The sequence below is a fragment of the Streptomyces sp. NBC_00669 genome, from assembly GCF_036226785.1.
In the GTDB taxonomy this organism is placed as follows: Bacteria; Actinomycetota; Actinomycetes; order Streptomycetales; family Streptomycetaceae; genus Actinacidiphila.
In genome coordinates this window covers 9,021,210-9,043,652 of record NZ_CP109018.1, presented here as the reverse complement: position 1 = coordinate 9,043,652, position 22,443 = coordinate 9,021,210, and the positions used below count along the sequence as shown (strand labels likewise).

21 protein-coding genes are annotated in these 22,443 nt (G+C 72.3%); 9 read left to right on the top strand and 12 right to left on the bottom strand.

The window, feature by feature from the left end; genetic code table 11:
• Nucleotides 1–248 precede the first annotated feature (248 nt).
• Nucleotides 249–1,358 (top strand): carboxylate-amine ligase, encoded by a 1,110-nt coding sequence (locus OG896_RS37920; protein WP_329372773.1) that lies wholly within the window; start codon nucleotides 249–251, stop codon nucleotides 1,356–1,358.
• Nucleotides 1,359–1,558: 200 nt separating this feature from the next.
• Here the strand turns inward: OG896_RS37920 and OG896_RS37915 are convergent, their stop codons facing one another.
• Nucleotides 1,559–1,873, bottom strand: coding sequence for a helix-turn-helix transcriptional regulator (locus OG896_RS37915; RefSeq protein WP_329372771.1), 315 nt, complete (start codon nucleotides 1,871–1,873; stop codon nucleotides 1,559–1,561).
• Nucleotides 1,874–2,000: 127 nt separating this feature from the next.
• Between OG896_RS37915 and OG896_RS37910 the strand changes: the two genes are divergently transcribed.
• Nucleotides 2,001–2,480, top strand: coding sequence for an STAS domain-containing protein (locus tag OG896_RS37910; protein WP_329372769.1), 480 nt, complete (start codon nucleotides 2,001–2,003; stop codon nucleotides 2,478–2,480).
• On the opposite strand, the gene OG896_RS37905 is transcribed toward OG896_RS37910, so the two are convergent.
• From OG896_RS37905 to OG896_RS37890, 4 genes are all read right to left on the bottom strand, one after another.
• Complete coding sequence (locus tag OG896_RS37905; RefSeq protein ID WP_329372767.1) at nucleotides 2,477–2,680, bottom strand: hypothetical protein; 204 nt, start codon at nucleotides 2,678–2,680, stop codon at nucleotides 2,477–2,479. The two genes, OG896_RS37910 and OG896_RS37905, sit on opposite strands and share 4 nt — an antisense overlap.
• A gap of 496 nt (nucleotides 2,681–3,176) precedes the next feature.
• Nucleotides 3,177–3,830 carry a hemerythrin domain-containing protein gene (locus OG896_RS37900; RefSeq protein ID WP_329372765.1) on the bottom strand — a complete coding sequence of 218 codons (654 nt, stop codon included), beginning with the start codon at nucleotides 3,828–3,830 and terminating at the stop codon, nucleotides 3,177–3,179.
• The gene (locus OG896_RS37895) at nucleotides 3,827–4,696 is read right to left on the bottom strand and encodes an SDR family oxidoreductase (protein WP_329372763.1); all 870 of its coding nucleotides are present in this window, start codon (nucleotides 4,694–4,696) and stop codon (nucleotides 3,827–3,829) included. Before OG896_RS37895 ends, OG896_RS37900 begins: the two co-directional genes overlap by 4 nt.
• Nucleotides 4,697–4,884: 188 nt before the next feature.
• Nucleotides 4,885–5,658 (bottom strand): SDR family NAD(P)-dependent oxidoreductase, encoded by a 774-nt coding sequence (locus OG896_RS37890; protein ID WP_329372761.1) that lies wholly within the window; start codon nucleotides 5,656–5,658, stop codon nucleotides 4,885–4,887.
• Nucleotides 5,659–5,971: 313 nt separating this feature from the next.
• Between OG896_RS37890 and OG896_RS37885 the strand changes: the two genes are divergently transcribed.
• Together OG896_RS37885 and OG896_RS37880 are read left to right on the top strand one after the other, a co-directional pair.
• On the top strand, nucleotides 5,972–6,415 hold the full coding sequence (locus OG896_RS37885) for a MarR family winged helix-turn-helix transcriptional regulator (protein WP_329372759.1): 444 nt from the start codon (nucleotides 5,972–5,974) through the stop codon (nucleotides 6,413–6,415).
• A 514-nt stretch (nucleotides 6,416–6,929) separates the two neighbouring features.
• Nucleotides 6,930–7,880: a hypothetical protein gene (locus OG896_RS37880; RefSeq protein ID WP_329372757.1), complete on the top strand. Its 951-nt coding sequence runs from the start codon at nucleotides 6,930–6,932 to the stop codon at nucleotides 7,878–7,880.
• A gap of 126 nt (nucleotides 7,881–8,006) precedes the next feature.
• Here the strand turns inward: OG896_RS37880 and OG896_RS37875 are convergent, their stop codons facing one another.
• Both OG896_RS37875 and OG896_RS37870 read right to left on the bottom strand, forming a co-directional pair.
• Entirely contained in the window at nucleotides 8,007–8,618 is a 612-nt protein-coding gene (locus OG896_RS37875; protein ID WP_329372755.1) for a chloramphenicol phosphotransferase CPT family protein, read from the bottom strand.
• A 222-nt stretch (nucleotides 8,619–8,840) separates the two neighbouring features.
• A complete protein-coding gene (locus OG896_RS37870; protein WP_329372753.1) occupies nucleotides 8,841–9,443 on the bottom strand; it encodes a TetR/AcrR family transcriptional regulator in 603 nt (200 codons plus the stop codon).
• A gap of 153 nt (nucleotides 9,444–9,596) precedes the next feature.
• On the opposite strand from OG896_RS37870, the gene OG896_RS37865 reads away from it, so the two are divergent.
• Nucleotides 9,597–10,919: an alpha/beta fold hydrolase gene (locus tag OG896_RS37865; RefSeq protein WP_443057288.1), complete on the top strand. Its 1,323-nt coding sequence runs from the start codon at nucleotides 9,597–9,599 to the stop codon at nucleotides 10,917–10,919.
• A 113-nt stretch (nucleotides 10,920–11,032) separates the two neighbouring features.
• Here OG896_RS37865 and OG896_RS37860 read toward each other — a convergent pair whose 3' ends face one another.
• A complete protein-coding gene (locus OG896_RS37860) occupies nucleotides 11,033–11,575 on the bottom strand; it encodes a TetR/AcrR family transcriptional regulator (protein ID WP_329372749.1) in 543 nt (180 codons plus the stop codon).
• An 84-nt stretch (nucleotides 11,576–11,659) separates the two neighbouring features.
• Between OG896_RS37860 and OG896_RS37855 the strand changes: the two genes are divergently transcribed.
• From OG896_RS37855 to OG896_RS37845, 3 genes are all read left to right on the top strand, one after another.
• The gene (locus OG896_RS37855) at nucleotides 11,660–12,514 is read left to right on the top strand and encodes a TIGR03564 family F420-dependent LLM class oxidoreductase (protein ID WP_329372747.1); all 855 of its coding nucleotides are present in this window, start codon (nucleotides 11,660–11,662) and stop codon (nucleotides 12,512–12,514) included.
• 398 nt (nucleotides 12,515–12,912) lie between these two features.
• The gene (locus tag OG896_RS37850) at nucleotides 12,913–13,191 is read left to right on the top strand and encodes a hypothetical protein (protein ID WP_329372745.1); all 279 of its coding nucleotides are present in this window, start codon (nucleotides 12,913–12,915) and stop codon (nucleotides 13,189–13,191) included.
• A gap of 123 nt (nucleotides 13,192–13,314) precedes the next feature.
• A complete protein-coding gene (locus OG896_RS37845; protein ID WP_329372743.1) occupies nucleotides 13,315–15,891 on the top strand; it encodes a discoidin domain-containing protein in 2,577 nt (858 codons plus the stop codon).
• 143 nt (nucleotides 15,892–16,034) lie between these two features.
• Here OG896_RS37845 and OG896_RS37840 read toward each other — a convergent pair whose 3' ends face one another.
• Nucleotides 16,035–16,961, bottom strand: a complete 927-nt coding sequence (locus OG896_RS37840; RefSeq protein ID WP_329372741.1) for a DUF4862 family protein — start codon at nucleotides 16,959–16,961, stop codon at nucleotides 16,035–16,037.
• 242 nt (nucleotides 16,962–17,203) lie between these two features.
• On the opposite strand from OG896_RS37840, the gene OG896_RS37835 reads away from it, so the two are divergent.
• Nucleotides 17,204–18,232, top strand: a complete 1,029-nt coding sequence (locus tag OG896_RS37835; RefSeq protein ID WP_329372739.1) for an NAD(P)/FAD-dependent oxidoreductase — start codon at nucleotides 17,204–17,206, stop codon at nucleotides 18,230–18,232.
• A gap of 542 nt (nucleotides 18,233–18,774) precedes the next feature.
• Here OG896_RS37835 and OG896_RS37830 read toward each other — a convergent pair.
• The 3 genes from OG896_RS37830 to OG896_RS37820 all read right to left on the bottom strand — a co-directional run bounded on the left by OG896_RS37830 (nucleotide 18,775) and on the right by OG896_RS37820 (nucleotide 22,291).
• Nucleotides 18,775–20,271 carry a chlorohydrolase family protein gene (locus tag OG896_RS37830; RefSeq protein ID WP_329372737.1) on the bottom strand — a complete coding sequence of 499 codons (1,497 nt, stop codon included), beginning with the start codon at nucleotides 20,269–20,271 and terminating at the stop codon, nucleotides 18,775–18,777.
• A gap of 67 nt (nucleotides 20,272–20,338) precedes the next feature.
• On the bottom strand, nucleotides 20,339–21,166 hold the full coding sequence (locus OG896_RS37825) for an aspartate/glutamate racemase family protein (protein WP_329372735.1): 828 nt from the start codon (nucleotides 21,164–21,166) through the stop codon (nucleotides 20,339–20,341).
• 51 nt (nucleotides 21,167–21,217) lie between these two features.
• Nucleotides 21,218–22,291: a sugar phosphate isomerase/epimerase family protein gene (locus OG896_RS37820; protein ID WP_329372733.1), complete on the bottom strand. Its 1,074-nt coding sequence runs from the start codon at nucleotides 22,289–22,291 to the stop codon at nucleotides 21,218–21,220.
• Between the last annotated feature and the right edge of the window lie 152 nt (nucleotides 22,292–22,443).

Below are 22,443 nucleotides of genomic sequence, written 5' to 3'. Positions count from 1 at the left end.
GGTGACGTGGTACGGCGTCGGCCGCCGGGTCTGGGTGACTTCCCGCCGGTCGTGGTGGCGTCGCGGTCACGGGCGGCCTGGTCCCGATCCTTCCGCCGATCCTCCTGATCCTGATCCTGCTCCTGTTCCTGCTCCTGTTCCCCGCGGGACCGCCGACCAGGCCGGAGGCGCGCGGCCGGGGTTGCGGTCCGAGCGCCGAAGTCCCCCGGTCCCGTCGTGCCGGCACCGATCAGGGGTAGGCGCTCCACATGACGACAGGCCCGACCCTCGGCGTGGAAGAAGAGTTCCTGCTGCTCGACCGGGAGACCGGACTGCCGGCCCCGCGCGTGGGCGAGGTGCAGGCGGCGGCCGAGCGGGAGCCCGGCCTGCGGCGCGAAGAGGTCGACAGCGAGCTGCTGCAGGCGCAGGTCGAGATCGCCACCCCGGTGTGCTCCGAACTCGACGAGGCCGCCTCGCATCTCGTCCGGTACCGGCGGACCGTCGCAGCCGCGGCACGCCATGCCGGCTGCCGGCTCGCCTCCACCGGGGCCGCGCCTGTGGCGGACGGACCGGCGGTACCCGTGACAGCCACGCAGCGTTACCGGCAGATACGGGCGGACGTGGCGCGACTGGTCGACGAGCAGCTGATCTGCGGCATGCACATCCACGTAGCCGTACCCGACCGCGAAGCCGGAGCCGCCGCGCTCGGCCGGCTGCGGCCCTGGCTGCCGGTGCTGGTGGCGCTGGGCGCCAACTCCCCCTTCTGGGAGGGTCGGGACACCGGGTTCGCCAGCTGGCGCACCGTGGTGTTCGGGCGCTGGCCGGTCAGCGGGCCGCCGCCCTTCTTCTCCGGCGCCGCCCACTACGAGGAGCGGGTGGCGGCCCTGCTGGCCACCGGCGTGGTCGCCGACCGGCACCAGCTCTACTGGCACGCGCGGCTGTCCGACGAATACCCGACGCTCGAGGTTCGGGCTCCCGATGTCCAGCTCGACGTCGAGAGTGCGGTCACGATCGCGGGTATGGCACGGGGGCTGGTGGCGACGGCGTTGCGCGAGGGCCGCCGAGGAGCCCGCCCGCTGGACCCACCGGCCAGCGTGCTGCAAGCCGCCGGATGGCATGCCGCCCGCCGCGGCCTGAGCGCCGACCTGGTCGATCCGCGCACCGCCACCCCCTCGTCCGCGGCCGAAGTGGTCGGTTCGCTGCTGGAACGCATCGCCCCCGCGCTCAAGGAGTTCGGCGACGCCGGCCGCGTGAACGCCGGCGCGCAGCGCCTCATCCGCAACGGAACGGGGGCCGCACGGCAGCGGGCCGCGTTCGCGCGGGGCGGCATGGACAGCCTCGTGGACCTGATAGCGCCCGACCCGGAACAGCCCGTCTGAGGCCCCGGCCAGGACCGCCTCCCCTCTCACGCGGCCCCGGTCGGATGAGCGCGGCATACGCGAGGCGGACGACGATCGAGCGGATGCCCCCCGACGAGGGGACGGGGCGACAGGGGCGGGGCGACAGGAGGGCCGATGAACGCCCGCGACCCGTCACGCCCGACCCGTCACGCCCGAGCCGTGCGGAGGCGTGCTGGCGGTCAGCCCGCCTGGTCGCCGGATTCCAGGGCGAGAAGGGCGAGCAGGTCGGCGACGGTGGGCCCGGCGTCGGCGGGGTGCCGGAGCCTGGTGCCCGGGGGGATCTCGTAGTGGTTGGCGCGTCCGACCCGCGTGTGCCTGAGGTAACCGTCGCCTTCCAGGTCGGCGATGATCCTCTGCACCGCACGCTCGGTCAGCAGGCATCGTGCCGCGATGTCGCGCACGCGGACCCCGGGGTCACGGGCGATGGCGGCCAGTACCCGCGCGTGGTTGGTCAGGAAGGTCCAGGTCGGGCGGGCGTCGGCTGGTTCGGGCACCCGCCCACCCTACGGCGAGTTGTTCCTGGCGCTCAATTCATGAACAATATTTCGTGTATTCCTTGACGTGCGCGGAGCGGAAGGGAACGCTCATGGCCAGGTACAACCGCAGAGGGGGGTAGGTCCCATGTCCGTCACAGAACCCGTGTCAGCCGCCGGCAACCACATGCTCGCTCACGGAGACGACCCGGCGCAGTCGAGGACCGCCACCTTCAGGGACATCGGCTCGGGCCTCACCATCCGGACCGTCGAGCGGAACGGCCGCTGCCGTGCCGCCGTATGCGGCGAGATCGATTTCGCCACCGCGGCGGGCGTCGGCAGCGTGCTGGCGCACTGCCTGGAACGCTCACCGGGCGGCCTGGACCTCGACCTCGGCGACGTCCGGTTCTTCGACTGCGCAGGTCTGAACATGTTGCTGCGGCTCAGGTCGCGGGCCATCGACCGCGAGGTCACGCTGACCGTCTCGGCGCTGGCACCGACGGTCGCACGGATACTGGAACTCACCGGCACCCGCGGGCTGTTCGGTAGCCCCGAAGAGGCCGGGCCCACGCTGCGGATCGTGCGTCCGGCCAGGTGGCGACCGCCGGCAGGACGGCGGCACGCTTAGGCCGTGTTGTGGTGGGTGGCGAGTTCGCCGCACAAGTCGTCACCGACGTGGCTGCCCAAGGCCGTGAGGACCGAGCGGACGGTTTCTTCGGCCCGCTTGCGGGTGGCGTACGCGCCGCCGTGGCGAACGTGGTCGAGCGGCCTCTCGTCGTCGCAGGGAAGCGCCGGTGCGGTCTGGCGGGACCCGGGCTGTGCGTGCATGGGTGAAGTCGGAACCTTCCGTCTCGGCGCACCCGTCGGCCCGGTGGGCGGGCCGACGGGCACAGGAAGACGGACAAGCCGGCGGCGGCCGGCGGCAGTGGTGGCCGCCGGCCGGTCGGTTCAGCCGGGGTCGCCGACCAGCCCGAGGCGACCGCCTGGCTCGGCTGCGGCGCGATCGTCAAGGCGCTCTACCGCACCAGCGGCGGCGACAGCACCACCCCGTCGGTCCACACCCGCTCCTAGGACCCGGCCACCGGCGCCTGGTCGCCCCTGGCCGACATGCCGTTCGCGGGGCAGCCCGCGGCATCCGTGAGGCCGGCTGCCACGAGGCGAGCCTTGCCGTCAGCGGCGCGGATGGCGTCCACGACCGCGCCTGCACGCTCCTCATCGCGTCCGGCAACCAGAGCGCGGGCGCCGCGCTCGCCCGGCCTGGCCGGGCACGAGCCACTTCTCCGCCGGCACTGCCGTGCCCAACTGCCCCGGGTCTCGGAGCGGTTCAGCCGCGGATGGTGGTGGTTTCGCGGGTGAACCGGCGGTGCCCGATCAGCTTGTAGGCCAAGCGGGCCGGGGCTGGCACGACCTTCAAGAACCTCTCCCGTTCCGCGTCGTCGGTCTCCTCGGTGATGTGGCCGAGGATGACCAGCCGCCGTGTGAGCGGAATCGCGCTCATGCCGTGCTTGCCGAGCGCGTCCCATTCGCGTTGCGTCAGCGTGACCGAGACGATCGGCAGTATCTTCTCCTCCTCCTCGGCCAGGTGGTCGATCAGTGTCGGCATCATGGCGTCGATGAGGGCCGCCATCCGCTCACCGGCGGCGGCGTCCGCGCTCGCGGTCCACGCCGGCAGTTCCGCGCCGACGGCCGTGACCGCGTCGTCGACCTGCGCGTGCTGCGCGTCCATCCGGTCCATCAGCTCCGGGTCGAGCGCGGCGCGCTCGCGCAGCACGGGAAAGAGCAGTTCGTCCTCGCCGGTGTGGTGCGTGTGGAGGAAGTCCAGCATCTCCCGGGCGTGCGCGCCGACGACCTTGGATCGCGCAGGGTCATGGGCCGCGGAGCGCAGAAGTCGCGGGAGCTGACCGAACTCGCGCCGGATGACGCGGTGGATCAGCACCATCTCGTGGGTGTCGACGCCGGGTGCGGAAGAAGTGCTCACCGTGTCTCCTCGGCGGTCGCGGCGTTCTGGACGGCTTCGCGCACCGTGGTCGCCGGCCGACCGATGAGCTTCACCAGGTCCTCGCGGGCGGTGAACAACTCTCCGCGGGCCAGGCCGGCGTCGGCGTCGGCGACGGCGGCAGCCATCTCCGGGGGCAGCCCCGCGGCGGTCAGGGCGGCGGTGTAATCGGCGACCGGCATGTCCTGGTAGGCGATGGGGGTGCCGAGGACGTCGCTGATCGTGGCGGCGAGTTCGGTCAGGGTGAACGCCGGTCCGCCCAGCTCGTAGGTCGCTCCGAGGTGCCCGTCCTGCGTCAGCACCGCGGCGGCGGCGGCCGCGTAGTCGCGGCGGCCGGCCGCGCTGACGAGACCGTCGTGCGCGCTGCCGAGCAGCGCGCGGTACTGGGTGATCATCGGAAGCTGGTCGGTGTAGTTCTCCAAGTACCATCCGTTGCGCAGGATGACGAACTCCGAACCGCTGGCACGCAGGTACTCCTCGGTGCGGCGATGCTCGTCGGCGAGTGTCATGCGCGCGGTCGAGGCGTTGACGATGCTGGTGTACACGATCCGGGACACCCCGGCGCGGGCCGCCGCGTCGATGGCGTTGCGGGCGTTGTCGAACCGCTCCCCCACCGTCGTCGTGGAGACCAGCAGCAGCGTGTCGGCGCCCGCGAAGGCGTCGTCGAGGGTGAGCGGGTCGGCGAAGTCCGCGCGCCGCACCGTCACCCCGCTGCGTGCGAGGTCGGTGAGCTTGTCGACGTCCCGGCCGGTGGCCACGATCTGCGCCGGCGGTGTGCCGCCGGCAAGGAGCTGATCGACGACGAGCCGGCCGAGGTGACCCGATGCTCCAGTGATGACAGTGGACATGGTGTTTTCCTTCGATAGGTGTGCGGTGTGGGTGAACGACTGTGGGAGCGAAGATCGCCGGCGCCCCCGCGAGGAGTGGCCGTCCTGCCGACGGGCGTGGACACCCCGCCCGCCGTACCAGCGGCCGGTACCACCGGGCTCGACGCTCGAAGTGCCGATGCCACGGCCGGGTTCGACGGCTCGGCGGGTCAGTTCCAGCCGCCGTCGGCTTCGATGGTGGCGCCGGTGATGTACGACGCGTCCGGCGAGAGGAGGAACGCGACCACGGCGGCGATCTCGTCAGGCTGGGCCATCCGGCCGAGTGCGCTCATCGAGCGGACGAGTGCGGGAAAGGGAACATCGGTGAGCGCGGGGTGGATGTAGTGGGGTGCGTAGCCGGCCATGCGGGTGGCGGTGGCGCCGGGGGCGATCGCGTTGATGGCGATGTTCCGCTCGGCCAGTTCGGGAGCGAGATTGCGCACCATGGCCGGGATGGCGGCCTTGCTTGCCGCGTACAGGGCGTGTCGATGGACCTCCAGGCGTGCGCTGACGGAGGAGCTGAGCACGATCCGGCCGCCGTCGGCCATCGCGGCGGCCGCCGCCTGCGTGACGAACAGCTGTCCGGCCACGTTGGTCTGGAAGAGGCGGTCGAAGTCGGCCTGGGTGATGGTCTCCAGCGCCCCGAAGTGCTCGACCCCGGCGTTGCTGACCAGCAGGTCCAGGCCGCCGAACTCGGACGCCACCGCGCCGACCAGCTCGTGGCACTGCGCCCTGTCGCTGATGTCGGCCGCGAAGGCCGACGCCTCACACCCGTCGTTGCGGAGTTCGCCGACGAGCGCCTCGGCGGCGTCCTTGTCGGATCGATAGTTGACCGCGACCGCGGCCCCCTGGGCGGCGAGCCGCCGCACGATCGCGGCGCCGATTCCACTGCTGCCTCCGGTGACCAGGGCCCGCTTGCCGGTCAGGTTTGATGTCGATGTCATCGCGATACCTGCGTTCTCTCTGTCTCCGATGCGGTCTCCGGACGTGCACAGTCCTCGGGCGTACCGCCCGTTCCTTCATCGAGCCGCCATGCGACTTCGTCAGGAACATTGACTACCGTACTCGTGTGGCGGCGCCGACGCCAACAGCAGTCGGCGGGGCGCCGCCGAGGGACGGACGGCGCGCGGTGGAACGCGGCGAGCGCGCAGCCGGGCACGCGCCGCCGCGTCCGGCGCCGGCCGCGATCCGGCCCGGCGGCATTGACGTAAGGTGTGAACCTCGTGGGATCAGGTGGGCGACGGAGCCGAGAGCGGTATGGACGACGAGCAGCAGGTGAATCTAGGGGTGGCGCTGTTCATCCCGTACCGGTACACCGAGGACCGGATGTTCCGGGCCTTGCAGGATGCCGGGTTCGACGACTGGACCCTCGCCCAGTGCCGGGTGTTCCAACGCGTCGCCCCTGACGGATCACGCCTCACAGACCTCGCTGACCAGGCACAAATGAGCAAGCAGAGCGCCGGCGTGCTGGTCGACCAACTGGAGCGCCTGGGCTATGTCCGCCGGGTCCCCGACCCCACGGACGGTCGCGCCCGGTTGATCGTGATCGAGGAGCGCGGCAGGCGGGCGGTCGAGGTGGCCTCGGCGACGCTCGACGAGATCCTCGCGGAGTGGAAGGCGTACCTGGGCACGCGCAACTTCGCGCTGCTGCACCAGATCCTTGATCAGCTCCGCGAGATCACCGATCCCTACGCGCGGTAGGCCGGCCCCACCGGGCCGCCCTCCCTTGATTCCCCTTCGCCCCCGAGCCGCCGGAGCCGGTGGGCTCCGGTGGGCTTCAGCTCGGCGATGCCATAGTCAGTTTCATTGACTTGTTCGTCGGCTATCCTTACGATCTGGGCGATCGGACGCGTGCCTGCCGCGCGAAGCGAACCCTCGCGCAAGGAGGTACGTGCATCCCGCCGCCCCCCCGAGGTCTCCGGCGCGAAGGTGCACGACAGCCAGGCGTTCCAGCCGCTCCTGGCGGACTTCCCCTGGACATCCCTTCCGTCCGCCGGAATAGGGTGCCCAGATGCCTGCCGGGAGTGCGCGCCCTCGATACTCCGCCGTCGAAGCTCTCCTGACGGAGCGTTACGGGGCGCCCGTCGGGGTCGAGACCTGGGAGCACCTGGCGCCCTGGTCCGTCGCCCGTGCAACGCTCCGCGGCGCGGCGGTCCCCAGGACCGTGGTCGTCAAATGGGTGCGGAGCCACCCGAGCGACACTCGCACCGAACCCATGCGACTCCACACCGAGTTGGCGGCACTGCGGTTCCTCTCCGAGGACCTCGGTCTGGCTCTCGCGCCGCGGGTTGTCGCCGCCGACCTTTCCGAGGGAATCGTGGTTCTGGAGGATCTGGCACCCCGCACCGCCCTGGACGAGCTGCTCCGCCGTGACGGAGCCGCGGCCCATTCCGATCGACTGGTCGCCTTCGCCCGCGCCCGCGGCGAACTCAACGCCGCCACGGCCGGGTACGCCGACACCTACCGCGCGCGACGGTCGTCCAGCGGGCCGAGCAACCCGGAGGCCGGTCACGTGGACCGGTTCGCCCGGCTCCTGGACGAGGCACACCGAGACGGGCCCACCGCGATCCTCGGCGCCCCCGTCACCGGGCGAGCCGAGACCGAACTCAGTTCCGCTCTGGCTGAGTTGAGCGAGCCCGGCCCGTTCCTGGCATTCAGCAACGGCGATGCGGAGGCGAACAACATCCTGCTCCACGAGTCAGGCCCCGCCGACGCCCGCCTCATCGACTTCGAGTCAGCGTGCTACACCCACGCCCTCCTCGACGCCGTTTGCCTTCATGTGCCCGGCCCGGCATGGATGACTGTGGGTGGCCCCCTGAGCGCCCGCCTTGGCGACCACTACCGCGGCGCTCTGGCCCACGGCATTCCCCAAGCGGAAGACGACCTGCGGTTCGGCTTCGGCCTGGCAGCGGCCTGCATCTCCTGGGCGATCGTCCGTCTGCAACGGTTCGCCCTCCTCGACACCCGCGCGCCCGGAGACCACAGCAGACCCCAGCTCGTCGAGACGTTGGAAGCCGCGGCCCGTACCGCCGACGCCCATCGCGCCTTCCCCCACCTCACCGGCTGGGCCCGTCACACCGCCGACCTGCTGCGCCGGCGCTGGCCCGACGCCGACGTGGACCTCACCGATCCCACCGCCTTCCCGCCCTACACGGCGCGCCGCTGAGCGGGGACGCACAAAGCGGTGGCCGGCCTCGGTTCCCGTGCGGCCGACCACCGCTCTCCCAGTGCCCCTTCGCCTACGCCGACAGGCAGTCCAGGTCACCGGCGATCGCGCCGTCGACGAGGGCCCTCAGCTCTGACTTCCCGGCCCGCCACCGTCGCGCCCCGCTGCCACCGCCGGCGAGTGAGCGCGAAGAACCGTGCGCGCCAGCTCCCGCGCGGGAGCCTTGCTGGTATCGACCTTGAGGTCGTACCTGGCCTCATGGGCGTGAACCGTCCGCAGGTGTCCCCTCGCCAGGCCCGCCGGATTGCCCCGTGCCGCCTCCCGCTCCTCCAGCACGTCGAGGGGGCAGTACACCCCGACGAGACAGACCTCCACGCCGGAGAGCGCCTGGAGCCAGTCCGCCAGCAGATCGGGGTCCAGCAGCATCTCGTCGACCACGACGTTGCAGCCCTTGAGCGCCAGCTCGGCGACCGACGCACAGGCGGCGGCAAGCATCCGGCGGCCGACGTCGCCGTACCGGACGGTGATCAGCTGACGGCCGTCCTCGTCACGCTCCGACCGGTCGTAGCGGAACCCTTCGAAGCTCAAGGGCCCGCCGCGGGCGCCGGCCCACTTCTCCGGCACCATCGCGAACAGCGTATCGATGCCCCAGTACAGGTACGGCTCGTCGCTTTCCTCCTGGATCGCGCGGGCCAAGGTGGTCTTGCCGGCACTTGACGTGCCGTTGAGAAAGATCACGCGACCAGGGCGGTCATACCGCGCGGAGGCTCCCATCCGACCAACCTATCGGGCCCGATCCACGACGGTGCGGCCCTCCGACGCAGGAACCCGGACGAGCCCGCCTCGGCGCCGCGGTCCCCGCTGGGAGCAAATCCGCCGCTCCCCGGGGGAGTTCCGCGCACCAGGTGTCGGCGTACGGCGTGCTTCGGGCCGGCAGCCCGGCGCGTGAGCCGAGGGCCCCTACGGGAGCGGAGGGCCGCCGGCCCGTGCGGGCGCCCACCCGCGCAGCGTCGCGTCGATCGTCGATCCGAACGCCCGATCCAGCGTCGCGGAGTCGAGCGCGCCGGCCAGTTCGAGCGACACCAGCCCGTGCAGGGTCACCCACAACGAGAGGGCGATCAGCGTCGGTTCGCCCGCGAGCACCGCACTCGTCACGGCCCGGTCGATCGCCGCGAGCAGCGGCCTGACCGGGTCACCGGAGCCCACCTCGCCCGAGGGGTCGAAGCGCTGCGCTCCCCCGAACAGCACGGCGTAGAGGTGGCGGTGGGCGACGGCCCACCCCCGGTACGCGGCGGCCAGCGCGCGCAGGTCGGCGAGCGGGTCGCCGGACACCGCGACCGTCGACAGGTCCTGGAACAAGCCGGCCACCGCCCGGCCGCGCACCTCGGCGACCAGCCCGTCCTTGCCACCGAACAGGGTGTACACCGCCCCCGTCGACGTCTCCGCGGCGGCGGCCAGGGCCCGGACGGTCACCCCTTCCGGGCGGTGCGTGGCGAACATCTCCGTCGCGCACGACACCAGCCGTTCTCCGACGGCGTCGTCGTTCGTTCTCGGCCTTCCCACGCCGAGCAGTCTACCTGGTTTGGTAACATCGTTTTAGAACGTCGTTTCAAAACAAACCGGGGGCTTTTCGTGCCACTTTCCGCCATACGTGCCGCCCGCAGGACCGGCTCCGCCACCAGTCGCAGAGCCAGTCGCACAGGCAGCCGCACCGCCATCCGCACCGTCGGCCGGATCACCGGCCGCCTGCTGGCCGCACTCGCGGCCGTCGTGGGGCCGATCGCCGTCTTCCTGGCGCTGATCGTCGCCACCGACGGGGCGGGCTCGGGCGTCGTCGCGTGGGGGACGACTCTCGCCGTCGCGGCCGCCGCCGCACTGTGGCGCGGCAGGCGCCGGACGTGGCGACGGCGGATCGTGCCGTTCGTGCCGGTGGTCCTCGCCGCGGCGCTGACCGCCACGGTGTGCGTGCCGACGGTGGCCACGGCGCGGCACTATCCGCCGGCCCTGCCCTTCGTGGCCACGCAGCACTGGAGCCTGGCCACGGGCAGCCGCGTCGCGGTCTACCACTACCCGCCCGCCGCCGGCGGCGGGCGGCACCCCGTGCCGCTGGTCTACCTCAACGGCGGCCCGGTGCGCGGCATCTCGGTGCTCGACCACCGCTTCCTGCAACTCCTGGCCCGGCAGGGCTACGACGTCTACGCCTACGAGCAGGCCGGCGGCGGCCGCAGCGATCTGCTGCCCATGGACCAGTACTCGATCACCCGGTCCGTGGCCGACCTCGGCGCCTTCGTCGAACGGCTCGGGAAGGGCCGGGTCGACGTCGTGGGCTTCTCCTCGGGCGCCGTCGTGCTCACCCGCGCCCTGGCCGACCCGGCCGTCTCCGCGCACTTCCACCGGGCGGTGATCGCCGAACCCGGCCCGGTGGACGGACCCACCGCGCACCTGTCCGGCAACAAGGGCCGGCCGTCGGCGCACGGCATCGCACCGGCCATGACCGGGCCGCGCTCCACCCACCGCCCGCGGTACGCCGTCGCGTTCGGCCTGATGCGGCTCGGACTGCTCCGGCCCGACACCGGACTCGTCGGCCAGGCCGAGGGCGACAACGCGTTCACCGCGGCCGACCTCGGCAGCGACACCGCGTCCGGCTACTGCGCCAAGGACGCGCACCGCATCCCCGTCGAGGACACGCCGGACAACTTCTCCTTCAGCGCCGCGGCGAGCCTGCGCGTCCAGCAGACGATCAAGGACTCACCGTCCATCGCGCCCCGGTTGAAGCGGTCGAACACGCCCGCGATGCTCATGCTCGCCGAGTGCACCTCCCAGGTCCGCGCGTGGGAGACCACGGTCCTCGCCGACGACCCGGCCATCCAGCGCACCCAGTACATGCCCGGCGTCGGACACCACATGTGGAACGGCCTGGACGACAACGACCAGCGGGCCGCCACGGTCATCAGCGACTTCCTCCAGGACCGGCCCGCTCCGCTGCCGAACTACCCGACCCGTGCGGACATCCCGGCTTTCCTCCGCGCCCACAAGTGACGACGGCCGACCTCCGGGCCGCTGACCGCCCCGCACCCGCGCGGGGCGGTCAGCGAACCGGGGGTCGGCCAGGACGTCACCGGTGCCCGCGGCGTCACCGAGCACGCCCTGGATCACGTTGTGGTCGTGCGGCCAGAGGGCGTGCTGAGCCCGTCGAGGAGCACGCGGGTCAGGTGGTCGTCGGATCGGGCACCGCAGCGGCAGACCGCCACGTTGAGCACTCGCACCACCTCCGCCGGCGGCACGTCGGCGCGCAGGTCGCCCTGGCGTTGGGCGTCCGCGGCGATCTCGGCGATCAGCGCGTTGATCTCGGCCTCCAACGCGGGCAGTTCGGGGCGCCGTGGTTCACCGGTGATCAGGGACTTGGTCAACGACAGCGGCAGGGCCACGCAGCGGTCCACGAGCCGCAACAGCGCCTCCCACGCGGGAGCCCGGCCGAGTTCGGCCCGCGTGGCCTCCAGCAGTTCCCGCAGCGCGTCGACCGCGATGTCCTCCAACAGGGCGCGCCGGTCCGGGAAGTGCCGGTACAGCGTGCCGACGGCCACGCCCGCCTCCCGCGCGATGTCCTCCATCGACACGGCGTCGCCACGCTCGCCGGCCGCCCGGAGGGCGGCATCGATGATCGCCGACCGGTTCCGCCGCGCGTCCGCCCGCACCCCTGCCTCCCACCAATCTGAACCGCCGATTCACCTTATGCTACCTTCGCGGAACCTGAATACCGAGTTCACCTTGGAGAGCTCATGCGGATCGGCCTGTACGTCGGAGACCAGAGCGATCTCCAGTCCCAGATCGAGCAGGCGCGCACGGCAGCCGAACACGGGCTGGCCAGCGCGTTCTTCAGCCAGGTCCTCGCGTGGGACCCGCTGACCGTCGCCGCACTCGTCGGGGCGGCGGTGCCGGGGATCGAAGTGGGCACCGCCGTCGTGCAGACCTACCCCCGCCATCCGATCTCACTTGCCGGCCAGGCGCTCACGGTGGCAGCCGCCACCGGCAACCGGCTCACCCTCGGCATCGGGCCGAGCCACAAGCAGATCATCGAGGGCGTGTACGGGCTGTCCTACGACCAGCCCGCACGCCACACGCGCGCTTACCTGACCGCGCTGCGCGCCGAACTGTCGGGCACCGGCCACGTCCAGGTGCCGGGGGCACAGCCCCCACGGGTCCTGCTGTCCGCGCTCGGCCCGGTGATGCTGCGCATCGCTGGCGAACTGGCCGACGGCACGGTCACGGTGTGGACGACCGCGGCAACGGTCGCCGACCACATTCGGCCGAGGATCGACGCCGTGGCCAAGGACCCGCGGGTCGTGGCGGCGGTCATGCTGAGCGTGACCGACAGGCCGGACACCGTGCGCCAGGAGGTCGCCGGCGCGCTCGGCTTCGCCTCGGACCTTCCCAGCTACCGCGCACTGCTCGACCGCCAAGGCCAGAGCAACGTCGCGGAGACGATCATCGCCGGAGACGAGGACACCGTAGCCGCCGCGATCCACGCCTACGCCGATGCCGGTGCCACCGACGTGCTGGTCAGCCTCGTCGGCAACAGCGCGGAGAAGGCCAGGACACTGAATCTCGCCGGGGAACTGGCCGGTTCCCTGTAAGGGGCCCACCGCGACGGCTCCCGCCCGGTCACCGCACCGCCCCCGCGCCCGCCGGCGGGACAGGGATCTTGCCGGCGGGCGAGCGACCCCACTGGCGGTAAGTCAATAACTAACAAAGCCTTGTCGAGTTATTGCACGGCCATATCAGCTCTGTTACGGTCCACCGTGCACTACCGGACCGAGTCCACCTCCGAGTCCGAGCCCGAGCCCGCACGGTCCCGTGGCCCGACAGCGCGCCGCTCCCCCCCTCACGTCGGCGCGGCACGCGCGATGGACCAAGGCCCCGACAACTTCATCTCCCCACCGCGCACCCGTATCCGTGCTGTTGCCCCACCCCCACTGTCAACAGACGGCGACGGCGGACTCCGCCCTCGCTCTCGCGCCTCAAGGAGTCAAAGGTGTTCAGGAGTTCCAGAGCACTGCGACGCGCGCTCGCCATGGCCGGCGGCTCCACGTCGCCGGCCATGGGCGTGGCCGCGGTGACCGGTTCACCGGCCGCGGCGAGTACGGCCATCACCGGCGGCGGCGCGAGCCTGCCGTACACCGGCGTGCAGGCGGAGACCCGGCCGACGAACGGGTCCGCGATCGGCCCGAGGTACACCGCGGGCGAGCCGGCTGACGAGGCCCCGGCAGCGGCATCGGAACGACCACCGGCCCGGCCCGCGCCGGCAAGCTGACCGCCACCAGCAGCGCGAGCACCGCGCCCCCCTTGCCGCCCCCCGCGGCACGCGACGCGCTCCCCGCGCGTATCCGACCCACCGGCACCGCACCCACCGTTTCGCCGAAAGGACAGGACACCGATGTCCCAACTCCCCGCGTTACCCGGCAGCCCTCCCCCCACAGGCCGCCGCAGGCGGCTGACCACGTGGGGAGTGGCCGCCGCCACCGCGCTCGCCACGATCCCCGTGCTGCTCGGCGCCGCGACCGCCCAGGCCGCCACCGGCACCCCGCCCTACTGGGCCCAGTCCCCGTTCAACGTGCCGAGTGGAGTCGGCGCCAGCCTGCCGTTCACCGAGTACGAGGCCGAGGCCGCCGCGCACACCGGCACCGTCATCGGCCCCGACTTCACCCAGGGCGACCTGGCCACCGAGGCGTCCGGACGCGAGGCGGTGCAGCTGTCCTCGGCCGGCCAGTACGTGCAGTTCACGCTGACCGGCGCGGCCAACGCCGTCGACCTGCACTACGCCGTGCCGCAGGGCACGTCGGGCACGCTCGACGTCTACGTCAACGGCACCAAGCTGAGCCAGCAGCTCTCGCTGACCTCGGCCTACAGCTACATCTCCACCGGCGGCATCACCGGCAGCAAGACGCACAAGTTCTACGACGACACCCGGTTGGCGTTCGGGCAGTCCTACCCGGCCGGCACCACGGTCAAGTTGCAGGTCGACTCCGGGAACACGGCCACGCCGTACACCCTCGACGTCGCGGACTTCTACAACGTCCCGGCCGCGATCACCCAGCCGTCCGGCTCGGTCTCGGTCGCGGGCTACGGCGCCGATCCGACCGGCGCGAAGGACTCCTCCAGCGCGTTCAACAACGCGATCACCGCGGCCAACAGCGCGGGCGAGCCGGTCTGGGTCCCCTCCGGCACGTACCTGGTCAGCTCGCACCTGAACATCTCCAAGGGCACGATCGAGGGCGCCGGCAACTGGTACACCCAGCTCAAGACCAATGAGCTGATCGACAACACCTCGTCGGTCGCGGGCCCGATCAACCTGAGCAACTTCGCCATCCTCGGCTCCACCGTCGGCCGGCACGACGACTCGACGTCCAACGCGATCGACGGCTCGCTCGGCAGCAACTGGACCGTCGACGGCCTGTGGATCCAGGACACCAACGTCGGATTCTGGCTGCAGTACGGCAACAGCGGCTGCACGGTGGAGAACACCGTCATCGAGTCCACCGACGCCGACGGCCTGAACTTCAACGGAAACGCCACCAACTGCACGGTGAAGAACAACTTCATCCGCAACTCCGGCGACGACGCCCTGGCGATCTGGTCCTACCCGACCGCCGACTCCGGCATCACCTTCAGCAACAACACGATCGTGCAGCCGACGCTGGCCAACGGCATCGCCGACTACGGCGGTTCGAACAACACCATCTCCAACAACGTGGTGGCGGACACCGAACCGCTCGGCTCCGGCATCGACATCTCCAACGAGGCGTTCCTACAGCCCTTCTCGCCGCTGTCCGGCACGATCACCGTCTCGGGCAACTACGTGATCCGGTCCGGGGAGATGAACCCGAACTGGAGCCACCCGATGGGCGCGGTCCAGTTCGACCCCTACGACTCGGACTTCACCGGGGTGACCGTCAACTACTCGGGAGGCGCGATCCTGGACAGCCCGTACGAGGCGTTCGAGATCGTCGGGGGCGACGGCACCGGCCATGTCGCCAACGGGCTGAACATCAGCAACGTGAAGGTGACCAACACCGGGACCACGGTCTTCCAGGCCGAGACCGGCGGCGCGGCGAGCGTCAGTGGTCTGACGGCGAGCGGCATCGGGGTGTCCGGCGCGTACAACTACAGCTACCCGGGCAAGGTCTCGGGCGCGTACACCTTCAACCTGGGCAGCGGGAACTCCGGCTGGAGCACCACCCCGGTGCTCACCACCTTCCCGGACCCGGTGCAGGCCGGCTCGCTCAACGCGTCGAGCACCAGCCTCTCCTTCGGCGACGTCGCCTCGGGCAGCAAGAGCGCGGTGCAGAGCGTGACCATCAAGAACCCGGGCACCTCGGCCGCGGCGATCTCCTCGATCGCCGCCACCGGACCGTTCACCGAGACCAACACCTGCGGCACCTCCCTCGCCGCGGGCGGGTCCTGCACGGTCGGCGTGACCTTCGCGCCGACCAGCGGCGGCCCGCTCACCGGCACGCTCTCGGTGGCCAGCAACGCCCCCGGCAGCCCGCTGACGATCGCGCTGGCGGGCACCGGCGTGACGGCCGGCACCAACCTGGCGCTCAACCAGCCGACCACCGCCACCAGTTCGGAGCAGACCTACGTGGCGGCGAACGCGACCGACGGCAACACCGGCAGCTACTGGGAGAGTTCCGACGGCGCGGGATACCCGCAGACCCTCACCGTCGACCTCGGCTCCGCCCAGTCGATCGGCTCGGTCACGCTGGACCTCCCGCCGGCCACCGCGTGGAACACGCGCACCGAGACGCTGTCCGTCCTCGGCAGCACCGACAACAACACGTACACCACGCTGGTGAATTCGGCCGGCTACACCTTCGACCCGTCGACCGGCAACACCGCGAAGATCAGCCTGCCGTCCGGCAGCAGCGCCCGCTACGTCCGCCTCAGCTTCACCGCGAACACCGGGTGGAGCGCGGCCCAGCTCTCGGAGTTCCAGATCTTCCCCGGCGCGTGACGCACCCCGACACGCAGCCGCGCCGCCCCCTCCTGCCCGCATGGCGCGGGCAGGAGGGGGCGGACCGCTCACCGGGACACGGGTCACGGGTCAGGGGTCAGGGGTCACGGGACACCGGTCACGGGGTGAACGGGACACCATCGCTACGAGGTCTGCTGGGCCAGGAGCCGCATGACGCGGCCCACCATCGCGAGCCTCTCGTCGACGGTGGCGCCACCGGGGACCTGGATCTTCGCCCCCGCGTAGGAGTACGCCCCTTCGGCCGCGCGCAGGCAGCGGCGTACCTCGTCAGCGTCCATCAGGGAGGTGGGCTCGTCCTCGGTGAGGGGCAGGTGCGCGTCCGCCCACGCTCCCCCGTACCCGTTGCCGGCCGGCCCGGCGCCGGAGAACATGACGCCCTCCAACAGGCCCTCGGCGGCGAGCCGTTCGACCTGGGCGAGCGGCCGGCCCGGGTCCTGGGCCTCGATCGCCGAACGGCCCCAGTTGACGGTGACACCGATCCCCGCCTCCCGTGCGACGGGGATCTCGTCCTCCAGCGGCAGGAACCGCTTCTCGCCCGGTACGTCCGGCGCGTACGCGTCGCAGTGCTCCAGGACGAGCCGGGTGGACCAAGCGCCCTCGGCGGGTGCGCTCGCGGCGATCTCGTCGAGGGAACGGGCGAACATCTCCCGGGCAGCGGTCTTCGAGGGCGCGGTGTGGATATGGAGGGCGGAGACCGACTGCTCGCCGGTGAGCTGGTTCAGCTCCTCGGCGACAACACGGGCCTCGCGGAGGAAGTCGAGCGCCGCCTTCCGTCCGGCCTCGTCCTTCGAGGCGAGCCCGAAGACACCCGTGGCCCCCACCCGCACCATCGTGCCGGGAATCAGGGTGATCACCGATCGGGTGAAGCGGCCCCGCATCTGTGCGGCCAGCCAGCGGATGTCCACACCGAGACCAGCACGGAACGGGATCTCCAGCCCGTCGGCGATCCCCCGACCGGCGAGCCCGTCGTAGAAGCGCTCCTGGTCGGCTGGCAGGGAGGGCAGCGCCGCGTACGCGCCCACCAGGGCGGCGGGCCGTTCTGTGGTCATGGTGTCAGGTCTCCAAATGTTCCGTGCACGGTTCTCCGGTGAGACCGTACGGGGGTGGCTCGTCCGGGTCGTCGCCGGGGAGCCGCGCGTTGTCCGCCCGGGTTCCGCCGGGTCGCGGTCCTGGTCCTGGTCCTGATCGCCCTGGTCCTGGTCGTCCTGGTGCGCAACGCGGGCGGACTCCGGTCGTCGGGCGGCAGGCGTCGGCCCGTCAGGGCGCGCGGGCGGACGCTAGGGTCGTGAACGTGTTGAGCCCACAGGTGAGTCGGGACGTGATCGTCGTCGGTGCCGGTATCGTCGGCGCGTCGGTGGCGTACCACGCCACCCGGGCGGGCGCGACGGTGATGTTGGTCGATGCCGGGCGGCCGGGCGCGGGAGTGACGGCGGACTCGTTCGCCTGGATCGGGTCGTCCGGCGTGCGCACAGGTCCGGCCGCGGAGCTGCGGGCCACCACGACGGCGGAGTACCACCGGCTCGGGGCCGAGTTGCCGGGACTCCCGGTGACCTGGTCCGGCTCGCTGAGCTGGACCGGGCAGGGCAGCGCGCCGGACGCCGGGCCCGGGCAGACGATCGTGGACGCGGCCACCGTGGCGACGCTCGAACCCGCCCTCCGGCAGCCGCCGGAGTGGGCGGTCTGGGCGCCGGGTGACGGCGCTGTCGACGCGGTGGGCGTGACCGAGCGGCTGGTCGCCGGCGCTCGCGCCCATGGAGCCCGGGTGCATCCGGACAGGCCGGTGACCGCGGTCCGCCGGGATACGGCGGGCCGGATCGCCGGGGTCGACACGGCGGCAGGACCCCTCGCCGGTACGACGGTGGTGCTGGCGGCCGGAGTTGCCACGGCCGCGCTGGGCGCGCCGCTCGGCGTGCACGTCCCGGTCGAGCCGTCGCCGTGCCCGCTGCTCCGCTTCCGCGCCCCGGCCGACCTGGTCCGCACCGTGGTCAACACCGAGGACTTCGATCTCCGGCAGGTCGCCGCGGACCGGCTGATCGCCGCCGCGGACTCCCCCGAACGGGCCCTCGCCGCCGTCCGGTCCACCTTCCACGGCGCCGGGAGCGTCGAACTGCTCAGCACCCGAATCGGAGTACGCCCCATGCCGGTCGACGGTGAGCCGATCATCGGCCCGGTCGCCGAGGTCCCCGGCCTCTACGTGGCGGCGATGCACTCGGCCGTCACGCTCGCCCCGGCCGTGGGCCGCCTGGTCGCGCGGGAGTTGGTCGGCGGAACCGTCGAGCCGGCTCTCTCGGGTTGCCGCCCCGACCGCTTCTCGCGGTGAGACGGGCTCCCCGGCCGACCCTGTCTCCGTGCCGGGCCGCGCCGTGCCGGGTGTGCCTCGCCCCGCCGGGAACGGTGGAGTGGGCTCGTCCCGAACTCCCTCGGGGCACGGTCGTCGCGACGCCCGCGAGGCCACCGATCGGCGGAACGGCTCCCGTGCGCTGAACCCGGAGGCATGGGGGCCTGCTCGCGCGGCTTCTTGCGCCAGTCGCCCTCGCCTGTCGGCTTGAACGCGCGGGTAGGACGCGATGCGCCCCGCCCGGATCACGGCCGGTGATCTCCCGGTGCCTGGCCCGCCGGCGGCTCCGGTCGGGCGCGCGGGCCGTCCAGGACGACATCGAGCGGCCGGTGGGGCGCGCTACGACGTCGGGCCAGGCGTTCGGCTGTCGCGCAGCCGACGACAAGGTCCCGGCCGCCCCGCGCACGCGACCCCGGGTCTGACGCCGTGGTCGGCGGGCCCGGCCGCTGGGCGGATGCGGCAGCGGCCGCCACGCGTGGCGCACCACCACCGCCGAGGCCGTGCACGTCACGGGAGTTCGTCCGTCACGGCGCCTCGCTTGCGGCGGACCCTGCGGGGAGCCGTGGGAAGACGGGAGGGAAGAGGTCGGCGGCGGCACGGCGGTGCGCGTTCCGCTCGCCGTAGCCCGCCCGCATCCGGCCGAAGAGCCGCTGCGCCCGGCTCTGCATGGCGGTCACGTCGCGCCCCGGCAGTTCGCCGTCCCGGACCACGGTGCGTCCGGCCACCACCGTCAGGGCGATGTCGCGCGGCGAGCCGGACATCAGGAAGGTGCGCAGCGGGTCGTCGAGGACACCGAGCCGGAAGTCGGTGAGCCGGACCGCGACCAGGTCGGCCTGCGCACCGGGCGCGAGGCGCCCGAGGTCGTCGCGGCCCAGGGCCCGCGCGGCGTTGAGCGTCGCCGCGCGGAAGTACGCGGCCGGGTCGCCTGCGTCGAGCCGGCCTTCGAGCACCTTGGTGAGGCTGGACCCCACGTCCATCGCGCGGAACAGGTCGGGCGGGAAACTGTCGCTGCCGAGCGTGATGTTCACCCCGGCCCGGCCGAACCGGTCGAAGCTGTCCAGCACCATGCCGTAGCGCAGGGACGTCGACGGGCAGTGGACGATCGACGCCCCGGCGCGGGCGAGGGTCTCCAGTTCGCTGTCCGAGGGCGCCGCCCCCCGCGTCCCGCCGCCCGCGCCGTAGGTCGCGTGCGGCAGGAGCAGCCGGCAGCCGAGCAGGCCCGCACGTTCGATGATCTCCAGCGGTGTCGCGGCGTGCTCGCGGCGCAGCAGGTCGAGTTCGACGGTGCCCTGCATGCAGTGCAGCCGGACCGGCACGTCGTGGCGGCGGGCCAGTTCGGCGGTGGCCGCGAGCAGTTCCGGGGTCATGGTCTCGATCCGGCACGGCAGCAGGGCGCCCCGGACCAGGCCGTCGCCCGCGGACGACCGGGCGTACTCCAGGAAGCGCTCGGCGTCCCGCAGGCCGGCGAGCCCGCGCTGCTCCTCCCACCGGACCTCCCGCCCGCCCTCGCCGCGCACCACGTTGACCCCCGCGCGGTAGCTGGGGCCCACGTAGGCGCGGATGCCCAGGGCGCGGGCCGCCTCGGCGATGCCGACCGCGTCCTGGTAGGTCTCGGCCCAGGAGCTGTGGGTCTCCGAGGCGATCGGCATGCAGGTCGTGATGCCGTGCAGCAGGAGCTGGGCGAGGCCGTACTGCCGGATGAAGTTCCGTTCCTCCTGGTCGAAGACGTCGTGACGGCGGTGGGTGAAGTACTCAGCCGACCACTGGAGTCCCGCGGCGGCTTCCGGTGCGGACCAGGAGTCGAGCAGCGCGTGGTCGATGTCCGAAACCGCGTCGAGGTCGATGAGGCCCGGTGTCACCAGGGCCTCGCCCAGGTCGATCGTCTCCCTCGCCGTGCTGTCCCGGCGCGGTCCCGCGTACACGATGCGCGCACCGTCGTACACGACGGAGGCGTCCTCGATCAGCACATGGTCGCCCTCGCGGTAGCCGAGCACGTAGCGCGCGTGCACGGTGGTGGTCATGTGTCTCCTTTCCGGACCCGGACGGGTCCGCCGTTCGCTTGCGTCTGCCGCGGGGGCCCGCGAAATGTCAGACGGGGTGGGTGTCCTGGACGGCGGCTGTCCGGTGCGGTTCGGAGCCCCAGCCCGGACGGGACTTGGGCAGCGGTCGGGCGAAGGTCGACACCTTGCTCGTCCGCAGGCCGAGCCGGGCCAGCCCTTCGGCGAAGAGCAGCCCGGCGGCGACCGGGTCGATCACCGGAATGCCCAGCTCCTGCTCGAAGGAGGCCGCGCGGCCGGCGAAGCCCGCGCAGCCGAGCACCAGCGCCTCGGCGCCTGAGTCGATCAGCCGGCGGCCGCACGCCAGCACGGCCTCGCGGCTACGGGCTTCGTCGGCGTGGGCCGACAGGACCGGGACGCCCGCGGCGAGCACGCCGACGCAGTGGTCCGCCACCCCGGCCGTCCGCAGGCTGTCCTGGATCTGTACGACGGAGCGGGCCAGGGTGGTCACCACGCCGTAGCGGGGCGCCAGCATCAGCGCCACGTGCGCGGCCGCGTCGGTGATGTCCACCACCGGTACGTCCAGCAGTTCGCGGGCGGCCTCCCGCCCGTGCTCGCCGAAGCCGGCCAGCACGACGGCGTCCATGCCGCCGGGCCAGGTGGCGAGCCGGTCGAGCATGGCCGTCGCGGCGATGAAACTGTCCAGATAGCCCTCGGCCGAGACCACTCCCCACTCCGGTGAGACGGCGGTGACGACCGTCCCCGGGCCCGCGGCGGCCCGGGCCGACTCCCCGATGACCTCGGTCATCGACTCGGTCACATTGCAGTTGAGGACCAGGACCCGGATCGGGTCCGGGTCCGGGTTCGGGTTCGGGTTCGGCACCGGGCTCGCGCCGGCAGGGCTGTGCTGACTGGTCACGTCGAACCTCGCTGGGGACGGTGGCGTTTCTGGCCGGCGGGCACGGTCACGTCAGCGGTTCTCGCCGGCCGTCGTGCCGGCCGTCGCGCCGGGTGCCTGGAGGGTCGCGAGCGTCTCGCGCAGATGCTCGGCGCTGCGCAGGACGAAGTCCTCACCGTCGAACGGGGTCGCGCGGAAGTCCTCCACCGACGGCACCGCACCGTCGGCCGAGCGTCGCGCGTAGTCGTCCGCGAGGCGGACCAGTTCGGTCACCTCGTCCTCCACGAGATCGGGGTGCAGTGCACGCCAGCTCTCGTCCGCGATCCCGATCGGGATCGCCAGCGTCGGTCCCGCGGGCTCGATGGAGGCCTCCAGGTCGGGTGCGTGCTCCAGCAGCGCGCCGAGCAGGCCGGCCCAGTCGATGACCCCCAGGCCGCAGGGCGAGAAGGTCCGGGTGAGGCCGACGCCGGTGCGCTGGAGGATCGAGTCGCGCAGGTGCGTGGCCCGGACGTACGGGGCGACCCGGCGCGCGGCGGCCACCGGCTCCTCGCCGCGCACCATGACGTTCGCGGTGTCGAAGGTGATTCCCATGACGTCCGGCCCGATCGACTCGACCAGCCGGACCACCTCGGTCGTGGTGATCTCCTCGTGGGTCTCCATGTTGAGGTGGCAGTCCAGGTCGCGGGCGGCCGGCGCGAGCAGACCCAGGAACTTCTCGATCGCGACGAGTTGGTCCGCCCAGGGGGCGTCGGTACGGAACCGGTCGATGGCGTAGTAACCGGGCAGGTCGGCCTTGTAGTTGCAGCAGGCGACCCACAACTCACCGCAGTCGGCGCCCTCGCGGCACGCCTGGAGCATGCGCAGCATGCCGCGGGTGTAGTCGCCCTCGCCCAGCCTGCGGATCTCCGGGGCCTCGGCCGCGGCGTACGGGTTGACCTTGCCGAGCCCCATCTGGAGGTAGAGGCCCAGCGTGTCCGCCTCGCGGCGGACCTCCCGGAGCACGCCGAGGTCGAGCGTCGGCGAGATGTCGAGCACGGTGCGGAAGTACACGCCCTCCATGCCCAGGTCACGGGCGTATCCGAGGATCTCCAGGGGGGTACGGTCCGCAGCGCCGGGGATCTTCCGGCCGTCGACACCGATCTTCATGGCGGGGTTCTCCTTGTGACTTCTGGCTCGGCCGCTGGGCCGAGTCGCGTGCGGCCGCGGGGTGCCGGCCGCTTGGGTACTGGGTGCTGGGTCCTCACGGCGAGGCGCGAGGCGTAGGGCGTAAGGCGTCACGCGCAATACGTGAGGCGTAC

Coding starts and splice junctions, on each gene's coding strand:
- OG896_RS37920 (WP_329372773.1), top strand. CDS start 249: ATGACGACAGGCCCGACCCTCGGCGTGGAAGAAGAGTTCCTGCTGCTC.
- OG896_RS37910 (WP_329372769.1), top strand. CDS start 2,001: ATGTCCGTCACAGAACCCGTGTCAGCCGCCGGCAACCACATGCTCGCT.
- OG896_RS37905 (WP_329372767.1), bottom strand. CDS start 2,680: ATGCACGCACAGCCCGGGTCCCGCCAGACCGCACCGGCGCTTCCCTGC.
- OG896_RS37895 (WP_329372763.1), bottom strand. CDS start 4,696: ATGTCCACTGTCATCACTGGAGCATCGGGTCACCTCGGCCGGCTCGTC.
- OG896_RS37890 (WP_329372761.1), bottom strand. CDS start 5,658: ATGACATCGACATCAAACCTGACCGGCAAGCGGGCCCTGGTCACCGGA.
- OG896_RS37885 (WP_329372759.1), top strand. CDS start 5,972: ATGGACGACGAGCAGCAGGTGAATCTAGGGGTGGCGCTGTTCATCCCG.
- OG896_RS37880 (WP_329372757.1), top strand. CDS start 6,930: ATGCGACTCCACACCGAGTTGGCGGCACTGCGGTTCCTCTCCGAGGAC.
- OG896_RS37855 (WP_329372747.1), top strand. CDS start 11,660: ATGCGGATCGGCCTGTACGTCGGAGACCAGAGCGATCTCCAGTCCCAG.
- OG896_RS37845 (WP_329372743.1), top strand. CDS start 13,315: ATGTCCCAACTCCCCGCGTTACCCGGCAGCCCTCCCCCCACAGGCCGC.
- OG896_RS37840 (WP_329372741.1), bottom strand. CDS start 16,961: ATGACCACAGAACGGCCCGCCGCCCTGGTGGGCGCGTACGCGGCGCTG.
- OG896_RS37830 (WP_329372737.1), bottom strand. CDS start 20,271: ATGACCACCACCGTGCACGCGCGCTACGTGCTCGGCTACCGCGAGGGC.
- OG896_RS37820 (WP_329372733.1), bottom strand. CDS start 22,291: ATGAAGATCGGTGTCGACGGCCGGAAGATCCCCGGCGCTGCGGACCGT.